Origin of the sequence: Oceanicaulis sp. (assembly GCA_040112665.1) — a bacterium.
In the GTDB taxonomy this organism is placed as follows: Bacteria; Pseudomonadota; Alphaproteobacteria; order Caulobacterales; family Maricaulaceae; genus Oceanicaulis.
Map to the genome: position 1 here is coordinate 182554 of CP157796.1, position 24037 is coordinate 206590.

Annotated in this window: 20 protein-coding genes; 8 read left to right on the plus strand and 12 right to left on the minus strand. The window is 67.4% G+C overall.

The annotated features are described in order from the left end of the window. Window positions 1-13: 13 nt before the first annotated feature. Window positions 14-670 (plus strand): ABC transporter substrate-binding protein, encoded by a 657-nt coding sequence (locus ABL308_00995; GenBank protein XBQ16465.1) that lies wholly within the window; start codon window positions 14-16, stop codon window positions 668-670. A 70-nt stretch (window positions 671-740) separates the two neighbouring features. Next, window positions 741-1904 carry an acyltransferase gene (locus ABL308_01000; protein XBQ16466.1) on the plus strand — a complete coding sequence of 388 codons (1164 nt, stop codon included), beginning with the start codon at window positions 741-743 and terminating at the stop codon, window positions 1902-1904. A gap of 49 nt (window positions 1905-1953) precedes the next feature. On the opposite strand, the gene ABL308_01005 is transcribed toward ABL308_01000, so the two are convergent. From ABL308_01005 to ABL308_01030, 6 genes are all read right to left on the minus strand, one after another. After that, window positions 1954-2421: a hypothetical protein gene (locus ABL308_01005; GenBank protein ID XBQ16467.1), complete on the minus strand. Its 468-nt coding sequence runs from the start codon at window positions 2419-2421 to the stop codon at window positions 1954-1956. Between the two features lie 22 nt (window positions 2422-2443). Further along, the gene (locus ABL308_01010; protein ID XBQ16468.1) at window positions 2444-3682 is read right to left on the minus strand and encodes a hypothetical protein; all 1239 of its coding nucleotides are present in this window, start codon (window positions 3680-3682) and stop codon (window positions 2444-2446) included. A 150-nt stretch (window positions 3683-3832) separates the two neighbouring features. Then, window positions 3833-5329, minus strand: a complete 1497-nt coding sequence (locus ABL308_01015; GenBank protein ID XBQ16469.1) for a PepSY-associated TM helix domain-containing protein — start codon at window positions 5327-5329, stop codon at window positions 3833-3835. Between the two features lie 10 nt (window positions 5330-5339). Next, window positions 5340-5936: a hypothetical protein gene (locus tag ABL308_01020; GenBank protein XBQ16470.1), complete on the minus strand. Its 597-nt coding sequence runs from the start codon at window positions 5934-5936 to the stop codon at window positions 5340-5342. A 4-nt stretch (window positions 5937-5940) separates the two neighbouring features. Further along, window positions 5941-8007, minus strand: a complete 2067-nt coding sequence (locus tag ABL308_01025; GenBank protein XBQ16471.1) for a TonB-dependent siderophore receptor — start codon at window positions 8005-8007, stop codon at window positions 5941-5943. 204 nt (window positions 8008-8211) lie between these two features. Then, window positions 8212-10479: a S9 family peptidase gene (locus ABL308_01030; GenBank protein ID XBQ16472.1), complete on the minus strand. Its 2268-nt coding sequence runs from the start codon at window positions 10477-10479 to the stop codon at window positions 8212-8214. A 165-nt stretch (window positions 10480-10644) separates the two neighbouring features. On the opposite strand from ABL308_01030, the gene ettA reads away from it, so the two are divergent. Beyond that, window positions 10645-12309 carry an energy-dependent translational throttle protein EttA gene (gene ettA, locus ABL308_01035; GenBank protein XBQ16473.1) on the plus strand — a complete coding sequence of 555 codons (1665 nt, stop codon included), beginning with the start codon at window positions 10645-10647 and terminating at the stop codon, window positions 12307-12309. Window positions 12310-12375: 66 nt separating this feature from the next. Here ettA and ABL308_01040 read toward each other — a convergent pair whose 3' ends face one another. Next, window positions 12376-12876, minus strand: coding sequence for a GAF domain-containing protein (locus ABL308_01040; GenBank protein ID XBQ16474.1), 501 nt, complete (start codon window positions 12874-12876; stop codon window positions 12376-12378). A 186-nt stretch (window positions 12877-13062) separates the two neighbouring features. Between ABL308_01040 and ABL308_01045 the strand changes: the two genes are divergently transcribed. After that, entirely contained in the window at window positions 13063-15225 is a 2163-nt protein-coding gene (locus tag ABL308_01045; protein XBQ16475.1) for a M3 family metallopeptidase, read from the plus strand. 123 nt (window positions 15226-15348) lie between these two features. Continuing rightward, window positions 15349-15813, plus strand: a complete 465-nt coding sequence (locus tag ABL308_01050) for a YHS domain-containing (seleno)protein (GenBank protein ID XBQ16476.1) — start codon at window positions 15349-15351, stop codon at window positions 15811-15813. A 16-nt stretch (window positions 15814-15829) separates the two neighbouring features. Here the strand turns inward: ABL308_01050 and ABL308_01055 are convergent, their stop codons facing one another. Then, complete coding sequence (locus ABL308_01055; protein XBQ16477.1) at window positions 15830-17053, minus strand: hypothetical protein; 1224 nt, start codon at window positions 17051-17053, stop codon at window positions 15830-15832. 169 nt (window positions 17054-17222) lie between these two features. Here ABL308_01055 and ABL308_01060 point away from each other — a divergent pair, with 169 nt between their 5' ends. Beyond that, window positions 17223-17426 carry a hypothetical protein gene (locus tag ABL308_01060; GenBank protein ID XBQ16478.1) on the plus strand — a complete coding sequence of 68 codons (204 nt, stop codon included), beginning with the start codon at window positions 17223-17225 and terminating at the stop codon, window positions 17424-17426. Between the two features lie 7 nt (window positions 17427-17433). Here ABL308_01060 and ABL308_01065 read toward each other — a convergent pair whose 3' ends face one another. From ABL308_01065 to rmuC, 4 genes are read right to left on the minus strand one after another with little or no spacing between them, the layout of a single operon-like run. Continuing rightward, a complete protein-coding gene (locus ABL308_01065) occupies window positions 17434-18474 on the minus strand; it encodes a DUF1611 domain-containing protein (GenBank protein XBQ16479.1) in 1041 nt (346 codons plus the stop codon). After that, window positions 18471-19466: a dipeptide epimerase gene (locus ABL308_01070; GenBank protein XBQ16480.1), complete on the minus strand. Its 996-nt coding sequence runs from the start codon at window positions 19464-19466 to the stop codon at window positions 18471-18473. Before ABL308_01070 ends, ABL308_01065 begins: the two co-directional genes overlap by 4 nt. Before the next feature lie 55 nt (window positions 19467-19521). After that, window positions 19522-20040, minus strand: coding sequence for a peptide deformylase (def, locus tag ABL308_01075; protein ID XBQ16481.1), 519 nt, complete (start codon window positions 20038-20040; stop codon window positions 19522-19524). A gap of 31 nt (window positions 20041-20071) precedes the next feature. After that, window positions 20072-21514, minus strand: a complete 1443-nt coding sequence (gene rmuC, locus ABL308_01080) for a DNA recombination protein RmuC (GenBank protein XBQ16482.1) — start codon at window positions 21512-21514, stop codon at window positions 20072-20074. Window positions 21515-21618: 104 nt separating this feature from the next. Here rmuC and ABL308_01085 point away from each other — a divergent pair, with 104 nt between their 5' ends. Both ABL308_01085 and ABL308_01090 read left to right on the plus strand, forming a co-directional pair. Then, a complete protein-coding gene (locus ABL308_01085; GenBank protein ID XBQ16483.1) occupies window positions 21619-22746 on the plus strand; it encodes a GNAT family N-acetyltransferase in 1128 nt (375 codons plus the stop codon). Window positions 22747-22822: 76 nt separating this feature from the next. Next, window positions 22823-23983: a PQQ-dependent sugar dehydrogenase gene (locus ABL308_01090; protein XBQ16484.1), complete on the plus strand. Its 1161-nt coding sequence runs from the start codon at window positions 22823-22825 to the stop codon at window positions 23981-23983. The last annotated feature ends 54 nt before the right edge of the window (window positions 23984-24037 follow it).

Consider the following 24037-nt stretch of genomic DNA (forward strand, 5'->3'; position numbering starts at 1 on the left):
AGGACGAACCGCCATGCTCACCCGCCGCCCCGTCATCCTGACCGCGATCGCCGCCCTCTTCCTCTGGGCCGCGCCGGTCTTCGCACAGAACGCCACCGCCCAGGAGGCCGAGAGCTTCGTCGCCGAGAACGCACAGGAGGTGATCTCGACACTGGAGTCGCTGGAAGCGGGCGAGCTCGCGCTCGATCAGGTGCGGGCGGATTTCCGCGACAAGGTCCAGACGCTCGCCGATGTCGACCGGATCACCGATTTCGTGCTCGGCCGGTATCGCCGCGTCGCCGGAGAGGACGAACTCTCCGCGTTTCGCGACACGTTCCGGGAGTACGCCTTCTCGGTCTACGAGAACGAACTTCAGAACTACGCCGGACAGACGCTGGAGGTGACCGGATCGGTCACCCGCAAGCCCGGTGACTACGTGGTCCGCAGCAAGGTGACCGGCGGCCCCGAGGGTCGCGAGTACGAGGTGAACTGGCGCGTCATCGAGAACGACGCCGGCGAGCTTCAGGTCGTCGACGTGCAGGTGATGGGCATCTGGCTGGCGCAGACCCAGCGCGAGCAGATCACCTCGGTCATCGGCAACGCCGGCGGCGACGTGACCGCAGCCACAGAGCTTCTCCAGTCCAAGCTTGAAAGCGGCGACCTTCCGGGCGCGGAAGACCTGGGCGAGTAAGGTCCGGACGCTGGCCCTGGCCGAGCGGGCGGCCTAGAACCGGTCCCACGGCAAGCGGGCGGGACCGGACATGAAGCTCGACACCATCCAGCTCCTTCGCGGGCTCGCCGCCCTGGCGGTCACGCTCTATCACCTGCCCCTGGCTGAGCAGGCCGCAATCGATCTGGCCGGTTCTGAAGAGACAGCCGCACTCGGCTGGCTCACCCGCAACGGCTTTGCGGGCGTGGACGTGTTCTTCGTCATCTCCGGCTTCATCATGGTCTATGTCACCCGCGCTCGCCCGCGCGGGGCGCGCAGCGCGGCCGATTTCCTCGCCGCCCGCGTCATCCGGATCTATCCGCTCTGGTGGGTGTTCGCCGCAGCCGCCGTCGCGATCAGCCTCGCCGCCACCCGCTCGCCGGTCCAGCCTGCGTTCGGCGTCCCCGAAGAGGCGATCCCCGCCTATCTCGCCGCAAGTTTCGCGCTCGTCCCGCAGGACTTCCCGCCCGTGCTCAACGTAGGCTGGACGCTGATTCACGAGATGTATTTCTACCTCGTCTTCGCTGCGCTCCTGCTCGCGCCGCAACGCCTGCTGCCGATGGCGATCGCCGCCTGGGCGGCGGTGGTCGTGCTCGCCGCGACCGTCTTCGGCGAGCTGACGGCGTCGAGCGCGGTCACTGCGCTTGTCTTCCACCCGCTGACGCTGGAATTCACTGCAGGCGCGGCAGCGGCGCTGCTGATCGCATCGGGCGTGAAGCGTTTCGCCCTGCCCGCCGCACTCGCCGGCGGCGGCGCGCTCGCGCTGGCGATGATCGCCGCCGACGGGGTCGGTCATGGCGGGTGGAGCCGGGCCCTGCTGTTCGGGGCGCCCGCGACGCTCCTGATCTACGGGCTCGCCGCGATGGAGCTTGATAAACCGCGCGCGATCGCCCGCCCGCTGGTCTTTCTCGGCGACGCCTCCTATGCGCTCTACCTCGCCCACACCCTGGTTTTCATCATCGCACGGCGGGTGCAGATCGAGGCTGGCGAGGCGCTCGCCGGCGCGGGTGCGCCCGCAGCGCTCGTTCGGCCCTTCCAGCTCGGCGCGCCGGGGCCGTGGGACAATCTCGTGTACTGGACGCTGGGGCTTTCGGGCGCGCTCATCGCCGCTGCGATCGCCCATCTCTATGTCGAGCGCCCCGCCCTTCGCGGACTCACCGCCGTAAGGCTGAAGGCCTTCCCGAAAGCCCGGCGCGGCGCTCCGGGACAGTGGTGAGACTACAGAAGACGAGGTTTCAACAGCGGCGCCGTGCGCCGCGTCGCGCCTAGAAGATGCCGAGAAATTTCCGCCGCTTCTTCGCAGGCGCGGGCGGCTTCGGGGTCTCTCCGGCGACATATCCCTCAGGAAGAGGCGAATAGGCCGCGCCGTCCCTGGTCCGGGCGGTCTTGCGCGGCTTGCCGGCCGGCTTCGCGTCGCCGGCTTTCAGCGCTTCGGGCACGCGCGGGGCGCACATGTCCGCATCGCAGAGCGGCGCGCTCATCGCCGCGCCGACATAGGAACTCGCCGGCACGCCGGGCCCACGATATTCGCCCAGGCCCAGACGCTCGCGCACCGCGCCGCGGAAGCTTTCCGCGCGCGCATCGATCGAACGGCGGCGTTCCTGTTCTTCGGCCAGGCGCGACAGATCGGCCGGGCGCGGGGCGCGGACGGCCTGAGCCACATGATTGACGCGCGCACGGGCCAGCGCCGCGCGGGCGCGCTCGATGTTCAGCCGGGTCGTGTCTTCGCTCATGACAGCCTCCGAAGCGTCGCGTTCAGGATTTCTTAACATACCACTCGAGACCCGAGGTGCGCGAGACCATTGCGACATCGACTTCGCCGCCGACGCCGGTCTGGCTCATATGCAGGTCTGATTTCAGTATGTTGAGTTCGACCAGCGCTTTCGCAGTCTCGGCGAGCTGACGCTTGCCGGAGGCCTCGACCACCTTGATGAAGGGGTTGATGAACTCCTCCTGGCTGACCTGCTGGGTCGCCTGGACGAACTCTCCGGTCAAGCTCGGCAGCGCGTTGGCGCGCAGCTTCTCGAGCACCGCGTCCGCTGTCGCGGGATCGACTCCTGCCTCGACGAGGGCGGCTTCGGCGGCGGCCTCGTTGGTGATGAGATTGAGCGAGATCATCACGTCGAACATCAGCGGATGCACGCCGCGCAGGAAGGCGTGGGTCATCTCCGCCTGGGCGAAGGTGCGCAGATAGGCGTTCGGGCCTTCCTCCACACCCACCGCCGTGGTCTCGTCGATCGCCCGCTTCATCCGCCCGTCGACCAGGATCGAGGCGTAATAATGGGTGAAGACCGGGAACACGTCGTGCTCGCCGAAGCCCGCGAAAACCAGGCCTGCATAGGGCTCGAGGAAGGCCGGCTGGGTCGCGATCATGTAGGCGAAGTCGAACAGCTTCTGGCGCATCTGCTCGGCCATGCCGAAATCGCCCAGGCTGTCGGCGATCAGCTTGTCGATCATCTCGCCGTAGCGCTTGTAGAAATCGGACGGCCCGAACTCGGCGAAGACCGCGAGGCGCTCGCGCGGCGCGCCCGCCTCGTCATGGCGCAGATGGTCGAGATACATCTCGAGCGCCGCGTCGAAGGCGGCCTCGTCGCTGTCATAGGCGCCGCCCGGATAGCGCATCATCGCCTTGGCGTGCGCGAGCACGGTGAGGAAGGCCGCGCGCATCAGCGCCTCGAACTCCTCGTTCTCCTCATGCTCGGGGAAGAGACGGCGATTATTGTCCACGAAGGCGAAGAAGGCGTCCGCGCATTCGGTGACCGTCTCGTAGCTGCGCCCCTTGTGCTCGCGGGCGAAAGCGTGAACCACGTGCGACCAGGACCGGCCCAGCACGTCGCCGCGGGAGTAGACCATCAGCGCGATGTTCTCGCTCAGCGGCAGGATCTTCTCCGCCTCCAGCGTGACCACCGGCTCCGGACCGCCGCCGTACGTGACCGCGCTGTCGGCGGCCAGCACCGCGGCGTTGCGGTTCATGATCATGACTTCGGACGTCATCGCGATCCCCTCGACGGTCTGTCATCACGCGCCGCACCCCTCGCGCGCGCGCCGTTTAACGAAACGTTAGCGCGCGCGAGCGGCGAAGTTAAGTTAACAGAAGCGAGGTTTTTGCGGACGCGGCGGGAATGTCACGCTGCAGGTCGCCGCCTATTCCGCCGGCTCTCCGGCTCTACCGGCGCGGCGGCGTCCGAGTTGCGGGACGGCCGTGGCGGCGAGGGCCAGCGCGCTTGCGGTGGTGATCAGGCTGACGCCGAAGGCCGCAGGCGTGTCGTAAGCGCCGGCATGAGCGGCGTAGTGGATCGCGAACCCCGCCAGGGTGAGCGCGCCGGTGGCGAGTTTCAGCCCCGCGGCGAGCGCATCCCGCCCAATCGAAGGCGCGGCGGCGATCAGCGCGACCAGCCCCAGCCAGAAGATCACCGGCAGCGCGCCGCCCGGCGCGAGCCCGGCGACCGAGGCGACAAGGCAGACCGCCAACAGCGCGGGGCCGCCCCAGATCACCGCGGTCCAGGCCCGGTCGAGGCCGGGGCTGGGCTTGCCGCGGCTTTCGCGTTTAGCCAGCCACAGTGTGATCCCGCTCGAGATCACCACGCACAGCGCGAGACCCAGCGCCGCGTAAAGCAGCTTGACCGGCAGGCCGCCGAAGCTTCCGAAGTGGAGCTGATAGGCGGCCGCGATCATCTGCTGGCCCAGAGTGCCGTCCTCGAGCCCCTGCTGGCCGAGATAGCGTCCGTCCGGGGCGTAGAGAAAATACTCCCCGAAAATCAGCCGGTCCGGAACGATGGACAGGATCTCGACGCGCTGGCCCTCGCGCTGAACGTTCTCGACCGTCAGCAGCCAGTAATCGACGTCCGGGCGGCGCTGCATCTGGTTTGCGAGCGCCGCCTCCACGTCGGCGAGCGGCTCTTCGGTTTCTCCCGCCGGCAGAGCGGCGCCGAAGGTCGGCGCGAAAAAGCCGCCATGAACCGCTTCGTCATGCACGGTGGGCTGGAAGGCGGCGGCGGCCAGCACCGACAGGCCCAGCATCGCGCCGGTCAGCGGCACGATCACGTGGAAAGGCGCGCCCCAGACCGACAGCCGGTTGTGAAGATCGGTGAGGGCGAGCTTCGCATTGCCGCTGCGGCGGAATCTGAAGGCGTCGCGGAAGATGCGCGGATGGGCCAGAAAACCCGAAAGCACCAGGCCCAGCATGACCGCGCCGAACCCGCCCACCACGATCAGACCCAGCGTGGAGGGCAGATGCAGATAGTAGTGAAGATCGATCAGGAATTCGGAAAACGGATGGTCCACCGCCTCGCCGAGGCCTCCATCGGCGTCGACGAAGCGCGCCTCGCCGCCGATCAGCGTGGCCATTCGCGGGGCGTCCGGATTGGGCAGGATGAGCTGGGCCTGTGCCGGCGGGGCGCCGTGCTGGGCCTGATAGTCGGCGATGGCGGACTGAAGCGCGCGCGCCGCGGCGGCCGGATCGGGCCGGGCGGTCTCGTAGGCGCCGGGCTGCTCCCAGCGCGCGAAATCGTCATGGAAGGTGACCAGCACGCCAGACAGGCTGAGCACATACAGGATCGCGCCGGCCACGAGACCCAGCCCGGCGTGCGCGGACAGCATGCGGGCGACGAAGCGCTTGGAAAGGGTCGGCCAGGCGGTCATCGCGCCCTCCTCAGACCAGGCTCGCAAGAGCGAACATCGCCCCTGCGGCCGCGAGCGCGCCGGCCATGATGAGGCTGCGCGTGCGCAAGGGAAGATCGAGCGCCGGGATCACCATGAGCCCGCCCCAGCTCACCGGCAGGACGAGCACCGACCAGAACAGCGCGTCGGGCTGGGCCAGGCCGGCGCCCAGAATTCCTGCATAGACCGTGCCCGACAGGCACACCGAAGCGGCGAGCGCGGCCAGCGTGGCGAGGACCGCGACATAGACGGTGCGCAGAACGCGGCCGGCCCCGATCGGAACGGACACGGCCGCCGCGACGCGGTCGGGATTGCGCCGCGGCTTGCCGTCGGGCCGGGCGTACTGGACCGCCAGAACGATCGACACCGCCGCCATCGCGGCCAGGGCCGCCATCGCCGCGCCCCGATCCGGACCGCTCGCGGCGATCCAGAACGGGGCGGAGGCGATCAGCGCCAGCCAGCCGCCGGCCATCAGCCGCCGGTGGCTGTGCGCGCGCCGGCGCCAGCTTTCAAACAGGGCGAGCGCCCCGGCCGCAGACAGCGCCGCGGCCAGAAGAGCCCACACCGGTTCGATCGCTTGCGCCAGCACTGGACTAGAAGCTCCGCGACAGGCGCAGATTCACCGACCGCTCCTCGCCCGGGAAGCAGTCCCCGCGGGCCAGGCAGGTGGCGTAATAGTCCTCGTCGGCGAGATTGCGGACGTTCAGCTGAACCGAATAATCCGCCCAGTCATAGGCGATCAGAGCGTCAAGGAGCGTGGCCGAGCCTGTGACGACGCGCACCCCGCCGCCCGCGTTGCTCTCGTTCTCGCCGAGATAACGTGCGCCGAGACCCAGGCGCAGCCCGGCCAGCGCGTCGGGACGAATCGTGCCCCAGACCGAGGCGAGCGTTTCAGGCACGGAGGCCAGCGGCAGGCCGTTCGGATCCTCGCCGTCGAGCACGGAGAAATTCGCCTCGAACGTCGCCGCGCCGAGACCGGTGTCGAACGCGGTCAGCGCTTCGACCTCCAGCCCGGAAATGGTCGACACGCCTTCCTGCTGGCTCGGCGCGGTGGGAAGACCTGCCGGGTTGGGCAGGTTGGACTGTTCGATGTCGAACCAGGCCAGGGTCACCAGCGTGCTGGCGTTCGGCTGGAACTTCACGCCGATCTCGACCTGCTCGCCCTCGCGCGGCTTGAGCTGAGCGCTGGTGAAGGCGTCGGTGCCGACGACCGGCTCGAAGCTCTCCGCGTAGGAGATGTAGGGCGACAGCCCGTTGTCGAAGGCGTAGAGCGCGCCGGCCGCAAAGGTCAGCTTGTCGTCGTCTTGGCTGACGCCGCCGGTCTGGTTGCTGACCTCGTCATAGCGCAGGCCGGCGGTCAGGCGCAGCGCACCAACCTCGATCTGGTCGTTCACGTAGAGCCCGACATAGTCGGTGCTGGTCTGGCTCGCGCCGCGCACCGCATCGAGCTCTGCCGCGGTCGGCACGCCGTCGCCATAGACCGGATTGAAGGCGTTGAGCGTGCCCTGGCGCAGGAAGGCGCGCGACTGGGTCAGCTCGATGTCCTGGGCGTTCACGCCGATCAGAACCTCGTGATCGAGGCCGCCGGTAGCGAATTCGGCGCGCAGCCGCAGGTCGGCGGCGAGCTGCTCTGAGGTGGCCGGATTGTCGTACCAGCTGCGCAGCCCGTCACCGGCCGCGTCGATCCGCGGATTGCCCGCGCCGGCGAAGGCGATCCAGCTCTGCGAATAGTCGCTCGAACCGTCGCGCCAGCGCGCGGTGCCTTCAAGCGTGAAGACCTCGCTCAGCCGGTGAGAGCCCATCACGGTGACAGCGGTCGATTCCGTGTCGTAGCGGTTGAAGCCCGGCTCGCCGAGATAGGTCGAGCTCTCGATCCGCTCGGCGGCGGGCAGGAGCGTGCCGGTCAGCGGCAGGAACTGGTGGGCCACGTCGCCGGTGCGTTCGTCGTAATTGACCAGCAGCGTCACCGAGGTGTCCTCGCTCGGCGTCCAGGTCAGCGAGGGCGCGAGCACAAGGGCGTCGTCCTCGACGAAATCGACCTGGGTGTCGGCGTCGCGGTAAAGCGCGACGGCACGGGCGAAAACGGTGTCGGACAGGGCGAGGTTATAGTCCAGCGCGATCTGGGCCCGGTCGAACGAGCCGTAGGAAGCGACGATCTCGCTGTCGAGATCCGGTCCTGCGATCTTGGAGACGGTGTTGACCAGACCGCCCGGCGAGCCCTGGCCGAACAGCACCGAGGCCGGGCCCTTGAGGACCTCGACCTGCTCGAGGGTGTAAATCTCGGGCCGGGTGTTGTTGTAGTTTCCGAACAGCGACTGGATGTTGTCACGATATTCCGGCGCGTTCAGGCCGCGCACGAAGTAGAAGTCGCCGCGCGTGGCGAAGCCGTAGGCCTCGCCGGTCACGCCGGCGGTGTAGTTCAGCACGTCGTCGAGCGTCAGCGCGCCCTTGGCGATGAACATGTCCTCGGTCTCGATCGACACCGAACGGGCGGTCTCCACGATCGGCGTGTCGGACTTCATCGCGCCGAAGGTCGAGGGCGAGCCGGTCACCGTGATGACGTCCGCGACCGTGTCAGGCTCGGCGGGCTGAGCGACAACCGAGGCCGCGCCGAGAACCGCGAGCGATGCGGAGGCGAGGAGGATTTTTGTAATACGCATATTCAGTTAGCACCCCGATGCATGGAAAACGTGGCGGCGGTGCTACTGCGAACGATTTTCAAAAGCAATGCGACAAACGTAGATATCTGCAGCGCGCCCTGGCGCGGCCGCCGCAACCCCCCTGTCCTGCGGCGCGAAGCAGGGCGAGGTGCGGCGATGGCCCGCAGGCGCGAGTGTCGCGGTCAATACGCGGGCTGACGCGCGTCAGCCCCGGCCGCCCGCTTCCTCCCCCGCCAGCCTTTCGTCGAAGAAGCGGAAGATGTGCGTCCATAGATGGGTCTGCAGTTCCGGCGGGCGCACGCCGTGGCGCTGACCGGGATAGGTCATCATTTCGAAGTCGGCGTTCTGCGCCTGAAGCTCGGCGAACAGGCGCGTGGAGTGGTCGAAGGTGACGTTGTCGTCGGCCATGCCGTGGATGATGAGCGTCGGCGTGGCGTAGTTCTCGACATGGGCGAAGGCCGAGCCGTCCTCGTAGCCGGCTGCGTTCGCTTCGGGCGTGTCCATGTAGCGCTCGGTGTAATGGGTGTCGTAAAGCGACCAGTCGGTGACCGGGGCGCCGGCGACCGCCGCGTCGAACGCGTCCGGCGCCCGCAGGCTGGTCATCAGCGTCATGTAGCCGCCGTAAGACCAGCCCCAGAGGCCGACGCGGTCGGGATCGACAAAGTCCTGCGCCTCGAGGAAGGCGAGGCCGGCGAGCTGGTCTTCGACCTCCACCGAGCCCATCGCATCGTGCAGCTCGGCCTCGAAGGCGTGGCCGCGGTTCCAGCTGCCCCGATTGTCGATCCTGAACAGGACATAGCCCCGATCGGCGAAGAGCTGGTCGCGCGGGCCGGCGAAGCTCTTCCTCACCGTCTGCACCAGCGGCCCCCCATAGGTCTGCACGATCGCCGGACAGGGCGTCTCGGCGGTGCAGTGGTCGGGCTTCAGCATCGACCAGTAAAGCGTGGTCTCCCCGTCCGGCGCGGTGATCGTGCCGAACTCAGGCGTGAGATGGCTCTCAAGATTGGGCGTGTAGGGGTGATCGTCGTCGAGCGCGTTTTCCTCGATCCAGGCGATGCGCGTCCCGTCGATCGCATAAAGTCCGGTTCGGCTCGGCGTGGCCGGGTCCTGATAGCCGCCGAGGAAGGCGGTCCCGCCCTGCCCCAGGCTCGCGGACCACAGCCCTTCGCCTTCGGTGACCTTCACCGGATCTCCGCCCGTCATGGGCACGGCGTAGAGATGGCGTTCGAGCGGGGTCTCCACCCAGCCTTCGAAATAGATCGTCCCGCCGTCTTCGGAGACGCCGGCGATCTCGTCGACCACCCAGTCGCCCGAGGTCAGCTGACGGGTCTCGCCGTCAGCGCCCACGTGATAGACATGGCGGAAGCCGCTGCGCTCGGACGTCCAGAGAAAGCCCCCGCCCTCGAGCGGCGTGAAGTCGTTAGTGAGGTTGATCCAGGTCGGCGCGGTCTCGGTCAGCACGACCTCCGTCTCGCCGGTCGCGGGGTCGGCTCCCAGAAGATCGAGCACGGTCTGCTCGCGGTTCTGGCGCTGCACGTAAAGCCGGTCGCCGTCCGCGCTCCAGTTCACCCTGGCGAGATAGATGTCGGTCTCTTCGCCCAGATCGACCTGCGTACGCTCGCCGGTGGCGAGGTCGATCACATGGAGCTCGACCAGCGCGTTCGGCGTGCCTGCGCGCGGATAGCGCTGTTCGGTCACCGAGACGCCCTCCGCGCCGATGCCAAAGCGCGGGACGATCTGCACCGGGCTTTCGTCGATGCGCGCCACTGCGATCCGGTCGCCCCCGGGGCTCCACCAGTACCCGGTGTAGCGGCGCATCTCCTCCTGGGCGACGAACTCGGCGACGCCCCAGCTGACCGGGCCTTCGCCTTCGGTCGTCAGGGCGCGAGCCTGCCCGGTCTCAAGATCGTGCACCCAGAGATTCTGCTCGCGGATGAAGCTGACATGCCGGCCGTCCGGGCTCACCTTGAAGTCGGTCTCGAAGGCCTCGGTCTGCATCAACCGCTCGGCCTCGCCGGTCTCGACATCGACGTAGAACACGTCGCCGTCCAGCGGGACCAGCACCGCCTGCCCGCTCTCGTCCCAGTCATAGGCGACCACGCCGGTCTCGCTGATCCGCGCGCGTTCGCGGAACTGGATCTCGGCTTCCGACAGCTCGCGCTCCTCCGGCGCCAGCGCGCTCGCATCCACCAGGCGGTAGGTGCGCCCGTCCGCCACGTCCATGGCCCACAGGTCAAGCACCGTCCGGTCTTCGTCCTTGGGCCGCAGGAACGTCACCCGCGTACCGTCGGGGGAAAATTTCAGGCTGCGCGGCGTCGGCCCGGTCAGCGAGGGCGAAGCGAAGACCCGTTCGATGGTGAGCGCTGCCGGATCCTCCGGCGCGCCCTGCGCCGACGCCGCGCCGGGCGCCGCCTGCCCGCAAGCGGTGAGGACGAGGGCGGACGCGGCGAAAGCGAACAGCGAAAGGCGCATGGGCGAGGCTCCGGTCTACAGGGTCGCCGGACTGTAACCGCGAGGCACGCGACGGCAAGCTGTCCAGGCCCGTTGAAGCCGCCATCAGCCGATTGCGCGCCCCCGGCGCCGTCCGCTATATGCGGCGGTCACATCCCCTCTCAGCGCTTGAGGAGCCCCGCGCCGATGGCCGCGTATCAATACGTCTATCACATGGACAATCTGGCGAAGACCTACCCGGGCGGTAAGCAGGTCTTCTCCGGCATCTCGCTGCACTTCCTGCCCGACGCCAAGATCGGCGTGGTGGGCGTGAACGGCGCGGGTAAATCCTCGCTCCTTCGCATCATGGCCGGCCAGGACACCGACTTCACCGGCGAGGCCTGGGCGGAGAAGGGCGTGCGCGTGGGCTATCTGCCCCAGGAGCCCCAGCTCGATCCGGAGAAAAACGTCTGGGAAAACGTCATCGAAGGCAGCGAAGACAAGAAGATCTACGACGCCTACAACGCGATCGCGATGAAGCTCGCCGAGGACTATTCCGACGAGCTGATGGAGGAGATGACCGCCCTTCAGGAGCAGGTCGACGCGCGCGACGCATGGGACATCGACGCCAAGATCGAGATGGCGATGGACGCGCTGCGCTGCCCGCCGGCCGACGCGAACGTCACCAATCTCTCCGGCGGCGAAAAGCGCCGCGTGGCGATCTGCCGACTGCTGCTTTCCAAGCCGCACATGCTGCTGCTCGACGAGCCGACCAACCATCTGGACGCCGAGAGCGTGGCCTGGCTGCAGAACCACCTCGAGAATTATGACGGCGCGGTGCTGATCGTCACCCACGACCGTTATTTCCTGGACTCCATCACCACCTGGACGCTGGAGCTCGATCGCGGCAAGGGCGTGCCCTATCAGGGCGGCTATTCCAGCTGGCTCGAACAGAAGCAGAAGCGCCTGGCCCAGGAGTCCCGCGAGGAAAGCGCCAAGCAGCGCGCGCTCGCCAAGGAACTCGAATGGATCCGCTCCTCGCCCAAGGCCCGTCAGGCCAAGTCCAAGGCCCGCATCAAGGCCTATGAGGAGAAGCGTGACGCGGCCGATCGCGAGAAGATCAACACCGCAGTGATCAACATCCCGCCCGGCCCGCGCCTGGGCGGTAACGTGGTCGACTTCGACCATGTCTCAAAGGGCTTCGGCGACAAGCTCCTGATCCGCGATCTCGACTTCAAACTGCCGCCCGGCGGCGTGGTCGGCGTGATCGGTCCGAACGGCGCGGGCAAGACGACCCTGTTCAAGATGATCGTCGGCGAGGAGCAGCCCGACGAGGGCAAGGTCACGCTCGGGGAGACCGTCAAGCTCGGCTATGTCAATCAAAGCCGCGACGCGCTCGACCCGAAAAAGACTGTCTGGGAAGAGATCTCCGGCGGCAACGACATGATCGATCTGGGCGGCCGCGAAGTGCCGAGCCGGGCTTACGTGGGCGCGTTCAACTTTAAGGGCGGCGACCAGCAAAAGAAGGTCGGGCTTCTTTCCGGCGGTGAGCGCAACCGCGTGCACCTCGCCAAGATGCTGAAAGAGGGCGGCAACCTGCTGCTGCTCGACGAACCGACCAACGATCTCGACGTCGAAACGCTGTCCGCGCTTGAAAGCGCTCTGGAAGACTTCCCCGGCTGCGCCGTGGTGATCTCCCACGACCGCTTCTTCCTCGATCGCATCGCCACCCACATCCTCGCCTTCGAAGGCGACAGCCATGTGGAATGGTTCGAAGGCGGCTTCACCGACTATCTCGCCGACAAGAAGCGCCGCCTGGGCGACGACGCCCTCGTCCCGAAGCGCGTGAAGTTCCAGAAGTTCGAGCGGTAGGCTCGGCTGACATCGCGACCAAGAAAAACCCCGGCGGATCGCTCCGCCGGGGTTCATTGTTTCTGGTCAAGACGTGAGCAGAAGCTTGCAGATCGCCTCAAGACCCGCCTGGTCCTCCGCGTCGAAGGCGTCGGGCTCGGTGCTGTCGACGTCGAGCACGGCGGCGAGCCGGCCTTCGGCGTCGAACACCGGTACGACGATTTCCGACTGCGTGCGGCCGTCACACGCGATATGGCCGGGAAAGGCGTGCACGTCGGGAACGAGCTGGGTCAGTCCGCTCGCCGCAGCCGCGCCGCACACGCCCTTGCCGAACGGAATCCGGAGGCAGCCCAGCGTGCCCTGATAGGGACCCACGACGAGCTCTTGCGGCTTGTCGGGATCGACGACGTAAAAGCCTGTCCAGAAAAAGCGCGGGCCGAAATTATGCGCCAGGATGCAGGCCGCCGTAGCGTAGCGCGCGGTCGCGCTGCTCTCGCCGGCGACGACCGCCGCGATCTCCGCAGCCACGCGAGCGTAGGCCTCGTGCTTGGTTTCGCCCGGCGCGGCGGTGCTCATCGCTTCGGCCATATCGCTCTCCTGCTCGGCGTGAGCGCGAAACCTAGCGCGTTCGCGGCGGAACGGAAGCGGCCGCGCTGCTGGCGAATATCCCTAACTCAATTGGTGTTGCCCGAGACCCGCCCGCTGGCCAGAATGGGGAGGTTATCTTGTAACGGCGCGGGCGCACCCCGCGCGCCTTCCGGGAGGGGAATACTCATGATCGAACGCCTGATGCTGTCCACCGCCGCCGCAGCCCTGCTGCTCGCCGCCTGCGCGCCCGAGGCCGCAACGCCGAACACCGAAACCGGATCGGAAGCGGCGAAAAGCCAGACCGGCGAGGCGGCAAACCCGCTGCTGGCCGAATGGGAGACCCCGTTCGACGCCCCGCCCTTCGACGCGATCAGTGCGGACGACTTCCTGCCGGCGTTCGAGGCGGCCATCGCCGCCCATAGCGCCGAGATCGAGGCGATCGCGACCAATCCCGAGCCGCCGACCTTCGAAAACACGCTTCTGGCGATGGAGACCGCGGGCGGCGATCTGGGCAGGGTCAGCCGTGTCTTCTTCAACCTCACCAGCTCGGCGAGCAACGATCAGATCCGCGCAATCCAGCGCGAGATGAGCCCGCGCCTGGCCGCGCACTCGGCGTCGATCACGCTGAACGAGGATCTGTTCGCCCGTATCGACGCGCTTCACCAGCAGATCGATACGCTCGGCCTGACCGATCAGCAGCGCCGACTGCTGGTGGTCACGCACGAGGACTTCGTGCGCGCCGGCGCCCAGCTCGAAGGCGAGGACCGCGAGCGCTTCGCGGAGATCCGCGCCGACCTCGCCGGGCTCTACACCCAGTTCTCCCAGAACGAGCAGGCCGACCGGGAAAGCTACACGCTCGCGCTCGACGCCGAGGCGCTGGACGGGCTGCCCGGCTACGTGGTCTCCGCGGCCGCCGGCGCGGCGGCGGACCGGGACATGGACGGCCATGTGATCACCCTGGCGCGTTCGAGCGTCGAGCCCTTCCTTCAGACCGCGCCGGACCGGGACCTGCGCGAGCAGGCCTGGCGCGCCTGGACGAACCGGGGCGACAACGAAAACGAATTCAACAATCACGAGACCATCCGCCAGATCCTCGCCCTGCGCCTGGAGATGGCCAACCTCTTGGGCTACGAGACCTTCGCTCATTACCGCACCGGCGGCACGATGGCGGGCACGCCCGACGCGGCGATCGCGCTGATGGAGCAGGTCTGGTGGCCCGCCCGCGATCGCGCGCTCGAAGAGCAGGCCGATATCGAAGCGCGCATCGAGGCCGCCGGGCTCGACCACGAGGTCATGCCCTGGGACTGGCGCTATTACACCGAGCAGGTCCGCGCCGAGCGCTATGATCTCGATCCCAGCGAGGTGAAGGCCTATCTGCAGCTCGACAAGATGATCGAGGCGCAGTTCTACGTCGCCGAGCGGCTGTTCGGGGTCACCTTCACCGAGCGCTTCGACATCCCGGTCTACCACCCAGACGTCCGCGTCTGGGAGATGAAGAACGCCGCAGGCGAAACCGCGGGCCTGTTCTACGGCGACTACTTCGCCCGGCCCGGCAAGCGCGGCGGCGCCTGGATGTCCAGCTTCCGCCCGCAGAACGGGATCACCGGGGAAATCCCGATCATCGTGAACAACTGCAACTACAACAAACCGGCCGAAGGCGAGCCGGCGCTTCTGTCGTTCACCGATGCGACGACGCTGTTTCACGAGTTCGGCCATGCGCTGCACGGGCTTTTGTCGGACACCGAGTATCCGAGCCTGGCGGGCACCTCGGTGGATCGCGACTTCGTCGAGTTTCCCGCCCAGATCTACGAGCACTGGCTGTCCCAGCCCGAAGTCCTCGAGCGCTTCGCCCTGCATCATGAGACCGGCGAGCCGATGCCGCGCGAACTGCTCGAGCGGGTGCTTGAAGCGCAGACCTTCAACCAGGGCTTCGCCACGGTGGAGTTCCTGAATTCGGGCTTCGTGGACATGGCCTACCATCTCAGCACCGAGCCCGAGACCCTGGACATCGCCGCCTTCGAGCGCGAGGTTCTCGACAGCCGCGACAACGTGCAGGCCATCCCGATGCGGCACCGCTCGACCCATTTCCTGCACACCTTCGCAGGCGAGGGCTATTCGGCGGGGTATTACAGCTATCTGTGGGCCGGAGTTCTGGACAATGACGGCTTCGCCGCCTTCGAGGAGTCGGGCGACATCTTCGACCCCGAACTCGCCCGCAAGCTCTATGAGAGCGTGTTCTCCGCCGGCGACAGCGAGCCGGCCATGGACGCCTATATCGGCTTCCGCGGCCGCGAGCCGAACGTCGAACCGCTGCTGCGCAATCGCGGCTTCATCGAAGCCGAGGGCTGACCTCGCAGAAGCGTGACCACGCCTCACGCGCGCGTGCCCGGTCGTGTAATGCGGCCGGGCCGCAAGGCGCGTAACCGTTCCTCAGCCCGGCGCTCAGGCCGGGTCTCTGAAGGAACGCTTACGATGAAACACGCTTCGCTTCTCGCCGCCGCCGTTCTTGCGGTCTCCGGCGCCGCCGCCCTGCCCGCCCAGCCGGCCTTCGCCGACGATCTGATCTATACTGGGGTCTTCTCGAACACCGCCCTGAGCGGCTACGACCCGGTGGCCTATTTCACCGAAGGCGCGCCGGTGCGCGGCTCGCGCGCGTTCGAGACCGAGTGGAACGGCGCGGTCTGGCGGTTTGCCAGCCAGGCCAATCTAGACCTTTTCCTCGCCGACCCTGACGCCTACGCGCCGCAATACGGCGGATACTGCGCCTGGGCGATGGCCGAGGGCTACACCGCCAAGGGCGACCCGAACTTCTGGAGGATCGTCGACGGCAAGCTCTATCTGAACTTCAACCAGGACATCCAGGACCGCTGGGAAGCCGACATCCCAGGCTTCATCGCACGCGCGGACGCGAACTATCCGGCGATCCTTCAGGACTGAGGCGCGGGGCGCCGGATCACAGCTCGGTCGAGCGCGGATTGCCGTGCTGTTTCGCAGAGCGCTCCGCCCTGGCCAAAAAGGCGCGTACGTCGAAAGTCCGGTGAGCCCAGGCGGACAGAAACAGCGCTGCAGCGAACAAGGCGAGCGCGACGTCGAGACGCTGATCAGCGTAACCGGCGAGGCTCATCACGACAGCGCCGACACATCCCGCCAGTGCCGCGCGTCGCGCCCACAGACCGAGCCGCGCATCGGCTTTCACGGCGAGTTCCACGATCGCCACCATGCCCGGCGCCAGCAGAAAGACGTCGTAGGGCATGATCCTGGGCATGGCGAGGACGGCGGCCGCCAGGCCGATGAAGACCCGCTGGCGTACGTCGGCCTCGCCCTGTTCGCAGATCAACAGCGCGCTAAGCGCGACGAGCGCCGCAAACACCAGGGCGATCGCGACTGCGGCCGCGTCCGGCGCGCCCATCCGCACGGCCCATCCCATGGCTCCATTGCCGGGCACCCATTCAAAGGCGACATAGGCGAGGCTCTCCCGCCAGAGCAGCGCAGCCTCGCCGCCGGTCTGCATGAAGGCGGTCACCGCACCGATCCCGGCGATCGCAGTCAGAGTGCTCAGTGCGATCCGCTTCCAGACAGGCATCGGCAGGCAGGCGAATACGAGCACGCACGTGAGAAAGCTCAGCTTGACCATGGACGCCGCGACGAGCACCGCCATCAGGATCGCCGGACGCCTCATGGCCGCCTGCGCAGCGTAGACGATCACCGCGTGGACGATCAGTGCGACGTTCGCGAACCAGATCGGTGTGGCTGTTATCAGACCGATATATTTGAACCGGTCATGCCGCGCGCCGGGGGGGCCTGAGGCGAGGAACGCGGTCCAGAGCAGATATCCGATCGCAGCGAGATAGACGCTGAAATACAGCGCGCGCGCACCCTCCGGCCCGAAGCTCGCCTGAAGCCCCAGCACCACCCCGGCCAGAAAGGGCGGATACAGGTAGGCGGGGCTCTCATAGCCTTCGCAGTTCTGGCGCCGCCCGGTCTCGTAAAGCGGTTCACCGGCGGCGAGTTTTTCCGCTCCGCAGGCGATCGCGCCGTAATCGGGCATGGTGAAAGGGTCGCGGTCGACTGCGCGGTTGACCAGACCACTCAGCAGAGGTGCGGCGAAAAACAGTGCGATCAGCACCGTCCGCAAGGCCGGCCAGACGCCCGATCGTCGATCCGTCCCGTCTCTCATCGCGCCCCCCGCCCTGAGCTGACCGGGTATAGCCCGGCCTGCGGTCGCGAACAACGCGAGGCGGCTCGGGTTGAACCGCACGTCGCGGCGTGCTCGACTGTCGCGACTCGCCACGCGCGCCGGCCTGGCCGCGCCGTCTGCACACTCGTCAGAACGAGGACAGCCTCACATGCCGACCCATGCCGATCTCGCAGCCAAGCTGCTGCGCGAAGCCGCCGGATTTTTCACCACCGTGGGCGAACAGAACCCCACGCTGAAAGACCAGATGGACGAGAACGCAGCGGTGTTCCGTCAGGTCGCGGGCCTGGTCGAACAGGACCCGACCGGCGAACTGCAGCAGCCCTCAGAGGGCGGCGAAGGCGCGGGCGGCTAGCCCCGCCTCAAGCCGGCTCGGCGGGCAGCGCGATCAGCGCGTCCGCCAGAGGCCCGGCGCCGAAGCGGATCGGGTCGGTGGCCGGCAAGCCGGTCTCCGCCTCCGCAGCCGCGATCGCCGCGCGCGCTTCGGCGTCTGACAGCTTGCGGGTGTTCACGCTGACGCCCACCGCCCGGCAGGCCGGGTTGGTGACGCGCGCGGTGAACAGATGGGCTTCGATCGTCGCAGTGAGGCTCGGCAGCGCGCGTTCGGGCAGGCCGCGCACGGTGGTGCGTCCCGCCTCGTGACAGCAGATCATCGCGTCGGGCCGTGCGCCGTGCACGAGCCCCGTCGTCACCCCGGCGAAACTCGGATGCAGCACGCTCGCCTGGCCCTCGACGACGTCCCAGTGATCGGGGTCGTTAGGCGGAGTCAGCATCTCCACCGCCCCTGAAATGAAATCGGCCGGCACCGCATCGATGGCGATCCCCTCGCCCGCGATCAGCACCCCAGTCTGCCCCGTGGCGCGGAAGCTCGCCTTGATCCCGCGGCGCTTGAGTTCAGCCTCGACCGCGAGCGCGGTGAAGTTCTTCCCCACCGCACAATCGGTCCCGATCATCAGCACGCGCCTGCCCGGCCGGACCCGGCCCTCGCCCACGGGCAGCGGCGGGCCTGACCAGTGGCGCACGTCGTGCAGCTTCCGGCCGAGCCGGGCGGCGGTCTCGCGCACCTCGGCGATGCCGGAGAGCTTTATGTGCAGCCCGCTGGCGAGGTCCATCCCCGCTTCGAGCGCGGCGAGAAGATACGGGATCCAGGCCTCGGAAATCCGCCCGCCCCGGTTGGCGACGCCGACGACCAGCGTCTTCGCGCCGGCGGCCGCGCCTTCCTCAGCGGTCATGTCGGGCAGGCCGAGATCGAGGTTCGCGCCGGGCAGGCGCTGCTGACCGACACAGGATTCAGGCCGCCAGAAATAGACGCCCTCGGCGGTCTTCGCGCCGACGTCCTGCTCTGCGGATCCGGCCTCGCCCAGGAACAGAAGATACGGCCCTTCGATATCGTGCAGCTTCATGGTTCGCCCCAGAACCGGTGCGGCGGCGGGCTCAGCCGGCCGCGCGCATCCATGGTGAGTTCGGCCTCGTCCTCAGCCAGCCAGAGCGGGCCGTCGAGATCGACGTAGTCGGCGTCGCGCGCGAACAGAAAGGCCGGCGCGATCGCCCGCACCCCGCAGATCATGCAGCCCACGAACAGGCCCTTGTTCAGCGCTCTCAGGCGCTCGCGCATTTGCAGCGCGTGGGTGAGCCCGCCGCACTTGTCGAGCTTGATGTTGATGAAGTCGTAGCGCGCCGCGGCCGCGTCGAGCTCGGCGAGGCTTTGCACGCTTTCATCCCCGCACAGCGGCAGCGGGCTGTCGAACCGGTCGAGCGGCTCGTCCGACCCGGCGGGCAGCGGCTGTTCGAGCAGGGCGAAGCCGGCCTCGGCCAGCGCCTCCGCGTCTTCCCCGAGATTGTCGAGCGTCCAGCCGGCGTTGGCGTCAGCGATGAGGGTGGCTTCGGGCGCGCCGCGGCGCACGGCGCGCGCGCGCTCGCCGTCCCGCCCGTCCTTGCCGCCGAGCTTGACCTTCAGAAGGCCGAGACCGGACGCGTCGCGCGCAGCGGCCTCCATCGCCTCGGGCGCGTCCAGCGAGATGGTGAAAGCGGTGAGCTGGGGCGCACGGGCGTCGTCGACGCCGATCATCTCGGCGACAGAGCGCCCCGACGTCTTCGCCTCGAAATCCCACAGCGCGGAATCTACCGCGAAGCGCGCCCCGCCGGGCGGCAGCAGATCAAGCAGCGCCTGGCGGTCGACGCCGGCTTCGATCGCGCTGCGCACCGCCTCGATCTGGGCCGCGATCGTCTCTGCGGTCTCGCCGAGATAGCTCACGCCGGAGGCTTCGCCCGCGCCGGTGACGCCGCCTGAACTCAGGCGCACCTCGACCGCGGTCTGCACGGTGCGCCGGCCGGTGGAGATGACGAAGGGGCGTTTGAGACGCCGGGAGAGGACGCGGACGGAAAGCTCGAACATGGCGCGGAGACTGGCGGGGATCGGCCCGTGCGTCCAGCGCGCTTTCGGCGTGAGATTATTCCGCGGCGACCTGGCGGGTCTTGACCAGCTTCTGCACCTTCTTCACCGCCCGCTCGCGCTTCAGGCGCGACAGGTAATCGATGAAGACGATCCCTTCGAGATGGTCCATCTCGTGCTGGATGCACACTGCGAACAGGCCCTCGGCGATCTCCTCGCGCTTTTCGCCGTCATAGTCGAGATACTCGACCTTCACCCGGGCGGGGCGCTCGACCTCGTCATAGATGTCAGGCACCGACAGACAGCCCTCGGAATAGGGCTTGAGGTCCTCGGTCAGCGGCGTGATCACCGGATTGACGAAATAGCGCGGGTCGTTGCGGTCTTCGGACAGGTCCATGACGATGACGCGCTTGTCCACGCCGACCTGGATCGCCGCAAGGCCGATCCCGTCCGCCGCGTACATGGTCTCCACCATGTCGTCCATCAGATCGCGGAGCGCGTCGTCCACGCCCTCGACAGGCCTGGAGACCAGCTTCAGCCGCGGGTCGGGAACGGTGAGGATTTCGCGTACAGCCATGGCCGATAAGTTATCCCGTGGGGAACGGCGTTCAAGACGGGCGGGGCGCCCCTACTTCGTCTGGTTCCAGCCCGTGATCGCTGTCCTCGGCCTCCATAGGCCCGAGTAGGGCGACGGTGTCCTGATCGGGGAGCGCTTCGACGGTCTTAAGCTTGCGGTTCATAACGCGCGTCCTCGTGTCGACCTGATCGAGGTGATTGCCTGCTTCCTGAAGCTTCTTCTTCACCTTGCCGATCACCGACCCGAACCGGTCGAATTCCGTCTTCACAGCACCCAAAACCTGCCAGACCTCGCTGGAACGTTTCTCGATAGCGAGCGTCCGGAAACCCATCTGCAGCGTGGTCAGGAAAGCGGCGAAATTCGACGGTCCTGTAATGGCGACCCGGTGCTCGTTCTGTATGCGGGACGCCACCCCCGGACGGCGCACGATCTCGGCGTACAGCCCTTCGGTCGGAAGATACATGATGGCGAAGTCCGGCGTAGCCGGAGGCGAAATGTATTTCGAGGAAATGTCTTTTGCGAAAGCCACGATCCGCTTTTCAAGCGCGGAGGCGGCGGCTTCGACCTCTACAGGGTCGCCCCGCTCGGATGCCTGCATCAGGCGCTCGTAATCCTCGGTTGGAAACTTGGAGTCGACCGCCAGCAGCACGGGCGTTCCATCCTCATCGCGGCCGGGCAAGCGGATCGCGAACTCGACCCGCTCCTGCGAGCCTTTCTTGATCTGGGCGTTCTGTTCGAACTGATCAGGCGTGAGCATGTCCTCAATGATCGCGCCCAGCTGGACTTCCGCCCAGGTGCCGCGGGTCTTCACGTTCGTCAGAGTCCGCTTGAGGTCGCCGACGCTCCCTGCGAGCGCCTGCATCTCGCCGAGCCCTTTGTGCACGGTCTCAAGCCGCTCGCTAACCTGCTTGAACGATTCCCCTAGCCGTTTCTCAAGCGTGCTCTGGAGCTTCTCGTCCACAGTTTGCCGCATCTGCTCTAGCTTCTGGCCGTTTTCCTCGCGCAACTCCCGGAGCTTCTGATCGAGTTGCTGCTGGATCGACGCCTGCTTCTTGTCGAGGCGCTCGGAGAGCGCGACGCCCTGGTCGGCGAGCGTCTTCTTCAACTCGTCCTGCTGGCGGGCCATCGCATCAAGACGCTCGGCCATCAACTTGCCGAAAGCTTCCAGCTGCTGAGACTGAATTTCACGGAGATCCTTGAACTGGCGGGCGTTGCCGTCAGTAAGATTGTCCATCTTCCTTTCGAGAGACTCCCTTTGCGCCCCTGCGCTGTCTTGGAGCTCTTTTCGGAGCGCTCCAGAATCTTCACGAGCGCCGCGCTGGATCGGCTCAACTGCGCGCGTGACGGTTTCCTGAAACTCGCCCATCGGGAATTTCGGTTCCGGCGACCGCCGCACCAGAACGGCGATCAACATGGCGGCGATCAATACGTTCGCGCCGATCAAAATCCAGAACCCGATCGTTTCCCCGCCCATCGTCATCACCACCTGCAAACTGGAACGAAACGTGACCTTAGCGGATTCGCGTGCGGCGCGCGCCTTGCATTTCAGTCCTCGACCGAAGCGGCAGGGAGCGCGTCATGCGCCTTTTCGATACAGCTCTTTGCGAACTCGGCCGGCGAGACCGGGAGCGCTGGCGCGTCCTGGCCGGCGAAAGCGGCGTGCAGAGCCCTTACCTGCTGCCTGATTTCGCAGACATGGTGGACGCCGCGCGCGGCGATGTCCGGGTGATCGTCGCTGAAGAAAACGCCGCCCCTGTCGGATATTTCGCGTTTCACAAGCCGGTCGGCGGGATCGCGCGGCCTGTCGGCGCGCCGCTGTCGGACGTTCAGGGTTTCGCCAGCGCCAAGCCGCTGAAGGTCGATCCCGGCGCGCTTCTGGACGCCATGGGCGCGGAGGCGCTGGTCTACGACAACTGGCTCGGCCCTGCGCCCGGCCGGGTGCGTGAGCGCGCCGGCTCGGCTGTGATCGACCTGTCCCAGGGCGCGGACGCCTGGCGCGACCGCCGCCGGGGCCTGCACAAGAGCCACTTCAAGAAGATCGCCCAGCGCCGCCGCAAGGCCGAGCGCGAGTTCGGCGACGTCAGAATCGTCTTCGGTGACCCCCAGGGCGAGCGCTTCGCGGCGCTGAAGGCCTGGAAGAGCGCACAATACCGCGACAGCGGGCTGGCCGACCTGTTCGAAACGGGCTGGACGGCGAAAGTCTTCGAAGCTGCCGCCCTGCGCGGGTTCGGCCCGCTGCGGGGGCTGACCGCCTCGCTTTATCTGGGTGGAAAACTGGCTGCGGTGGAGACGGGCCTCGTCGCGGGCGGGACCTACCATTCCTGGACGCCGGCCTATGACCGGGCGTTCGCCGCGGTGTCGCCGGGCCTGTTGCTGCTCGAGGGGATCATCGACGCGGCGGGAGAGCTCGGCCTCAGCCGGATCGATCTGGGCAAGGGCGAGCAGGCCTACAAGGCCTACTACACCGATTTCGAAACCCCGCTGAGCGCGGGCCGCGCCCTGCAGCCGGGCTTCGCCGGCGCGCGTGTGGCCGCCTGGGAGCTGGCCGAAGCCGCCGGTGCGATCCTGCCCGGACCGCTTGGCGCGGCGCCGGTGAAGCTGCGCCGACGCTGGGCGCAGTCGGCGGCTCTGGCGCCGGCCTACGCCGAGCGGCTGAAGCTGATGGCGGGCGCCTTCGCCGCAGCGCCCAAGCGCATCGCGGCGTAGATCACGCATTCGTCAGCTTCTGTTTTCGTCGCGGGCCGCTATCTTCCCTTCCGCATCGCTTCGAAGGGAGACATCCATGCTTCGCCTCGCCGCCGCCACGACGCTTGCTTCCGGCCTTGCGCTGAGCTTCGCCGCGCCGGGCTTCGCCCAGGACGTGATCGACAGCCAGCAGGAAAGCTTCACGGTGACGACCGTCGCCCAAGGCTTGGGCTTTCCTTGGTCGCTCGCCTTCCTGCCGACCGGCGAGATGCTGGTGACCGAGCGCGACGGGGCGCTGCGGGTGATCGATCAGGAGGGCCTGCGCGCGGCGCCGGTGAGCGGGCTTCCCGAAGACCTCGTTGTCGAGCGCCAGGGCGGCATGATGGAGATCGCGGTCGCGCCGGACTTCGATCAGACCCGCGAGGTTTACTTCACCTATTCCGAAGGCACGGCGGATGCGAACCGCACCGTGCTCGCCCGCGCCCGGCTGAGCGAGGATCTTAGCGCGCTTGAAAATGTCGAGGACCTCTTCAAGGTCAATTTCGAAAAGCGCCGCGGCTTTCACTTCGGCGGCCGGATCCTGTTCAACCCCGACGATACGCTGTTCGTCACCCTGGGCGACGGCGGGATGCATCAGGACGAAGCGCAGAACCCGGCCAATCATCTGGGCACGGTCGTCCGCATCAATCGCGACGGCTCGATCCCGGCCGACAATCCCACGATCGAAGGCGCTGCGCCGGGCGTTTACAGCTACGGCCATCGCAACGTTCAGGGCATCGACCGCAACCCCGAGACCGGCTCGGTCTTCACCCATGAACACGGCGCGCGCGGCGGCGATGAGCTGAACGTGCTGCAACCCGGCGCGAACTATGGCTGGCCGGCGGTGACCTACGGGATCAATTACAACGGCTCGGTCGTCTCGCTGCAGCAGGAGAACCCTGCCTTCACCGAGCCGGTCTGGTACTGGAACCCCTCCATCGCGCCAGCCGGCATGGCCTTCCATGACGGAACCCAGTTTCCCAACTGGGAGGGCGATCTCTTCGTCTCCGCGCTCGCCGGCATGGCGCTTCAGCGTCTGGAGATGGACGGCGACCGGGTGATCGGGGTCGAGCCGCTCCTGACCGAGCGCGAGGAGCGCTATCGCGACGTGCGCGTGGGCCCTGACGGCGCGATCTACGTGCTGGTCGACGATATCGAGGGCGCGGTGCTGAAGCTCGAACACGCCCCGACCGCGCGCGAAGAAGCATTCGAAGGCTGAGCGGCGGTCTGAAACAAAAAACGCCCCGGCGGATGCGCGCCGGGGCGTTCTCTG

Bases quoted from the DNA above. Each gene is read 5' to 3' on its own strand.
- ABL308_01015 (XBQ16469.1), bottom strand. From the start codon at position 5,329: ATGACCGCCTGGCCGACCCTTTCCAAGCGCTTCGTCGCCCGCATGCTG.
- ABL308_01085 (XBQ16483.1), top strand. From the start codon at position 21,619: ATGCGCCTTTTCGATACAGCTCTTTGCGAACTCGGCCGGCGAGACCGG.
- ABL308_01055 (XBQ16477.1), bottom strand. From the start codon at position 17,053: ATGAGAGACGGGACGGATCGACGATCGGGCGTCTGGCCGGCCTTGCGG.
- ABL308_01040 (XBQ16474.1), bottom strand. From the start codon at position 12,876: ATGGCCGAAGCGATGAGCACCGCCGCGCCGGGCGAAACCAAGCACGAG.
- ABL308_01065 (XBQ16479.1), bottom strand. From the start codon at position 18,474: ATGAAGCTGCACGATATCGAAGGGCCGTATCTTCTGTTCCTGGGCGAG.
- ABL308_00995 (XBQ16465.1), top strand. From the start codon at position 14: ATGCTCACCCGCCGCCCCGTCATCCTGACCGCGATCGCCGCCCTCTTC.
- ABL308_01000 (XBQ16466.1), top strand. From the start codon at position 741: ATGAAGCTCGACACCATCCAGCTCCTTCGCGGGCTCGCCGCCCTGGCG.
- ABL308_01045 (XBQ16475.1), top strand. From the start codon at position 13,063: ATGATCGAACGCCTGATGCTGTCCACCGCCGCCGCAGCCCTGCTGCTC.
- ettA (XBQ16473.1), top strand. From the start codon at position 10,645: ATGGCCGCGTATCAATACGTCTATCACATGGACAATCTGGCGAAGACC.
- ABL308_01050 (XBQ16476.1), top strand. From the start codon at position 15,349: ATGAAACACGCTTCGCTTCTCGCCGCCGCCGTTCTTGCGGTCTCCGGC.
- rmuC (XBQ16482.1), bottom strand. From the start codon at position 21,514: ATGGGCGGGGAAACGATCGGGTTCTGGATTTTGATCGGCGCGAACGTA.
- ABL308_01010 (XBQ16468.1), bottom strand. From the start codon at position 3,682: ATGACGTCCGAAGTCATGATCATGAACCGCAACGCCGCGGTGCTGGCC.
- ABL308_01025 (XBQ16471.1), bottom strand. From the start codon at position 8,007: ATGCGTATTACAAAAATCCTCCTCGCCTCCGCATCGCTCGCGGTTCTC.
- ABL308_01060 (XBQ16478.1), top strand. From the start codon at position 17,223: ATGCCGACCCATGCCGATCTCGCAGCCAAGCTGCTGCGCGAAGCCGCC.
- def (XBQ16481.1), bottom strand. From the start codon at position 20,040: ATGGCTGTACGCGAAATCCTCACCGTTCCCGACCCGCGGCTGAAGCTG.
- ABL308_01070 (XBQ16480.1), bottom strand. From the start codon at position 19,466: ATGTTCGAGCTTTCCGTCCGCGTCCTCTCCCGGCGTCTCAAACGCCCC.
- ABL308_01090 (XBQ16484.1), top strand. From the start codon at position 22,823: ATGCTTCGCCTCGCCGCCGCCACGACGCTTGCTTCCGGCCTTGCGCTG.
- ABL308_01005 (XBQ16467.1), bottom strand. From the start codon at position 2,421: ATGAGCGAAGACACGACCCGGCTGAACATCGAGCGCGCCCGCGCGGCG.
- ABL308_01030 (XBQ16472.1), bottom strand. From the start codon at position 10,479: ATGCGCCTTTCGCTGTTCGCTTTCGCCGCGTCCGCCCTCGTCCTCACC.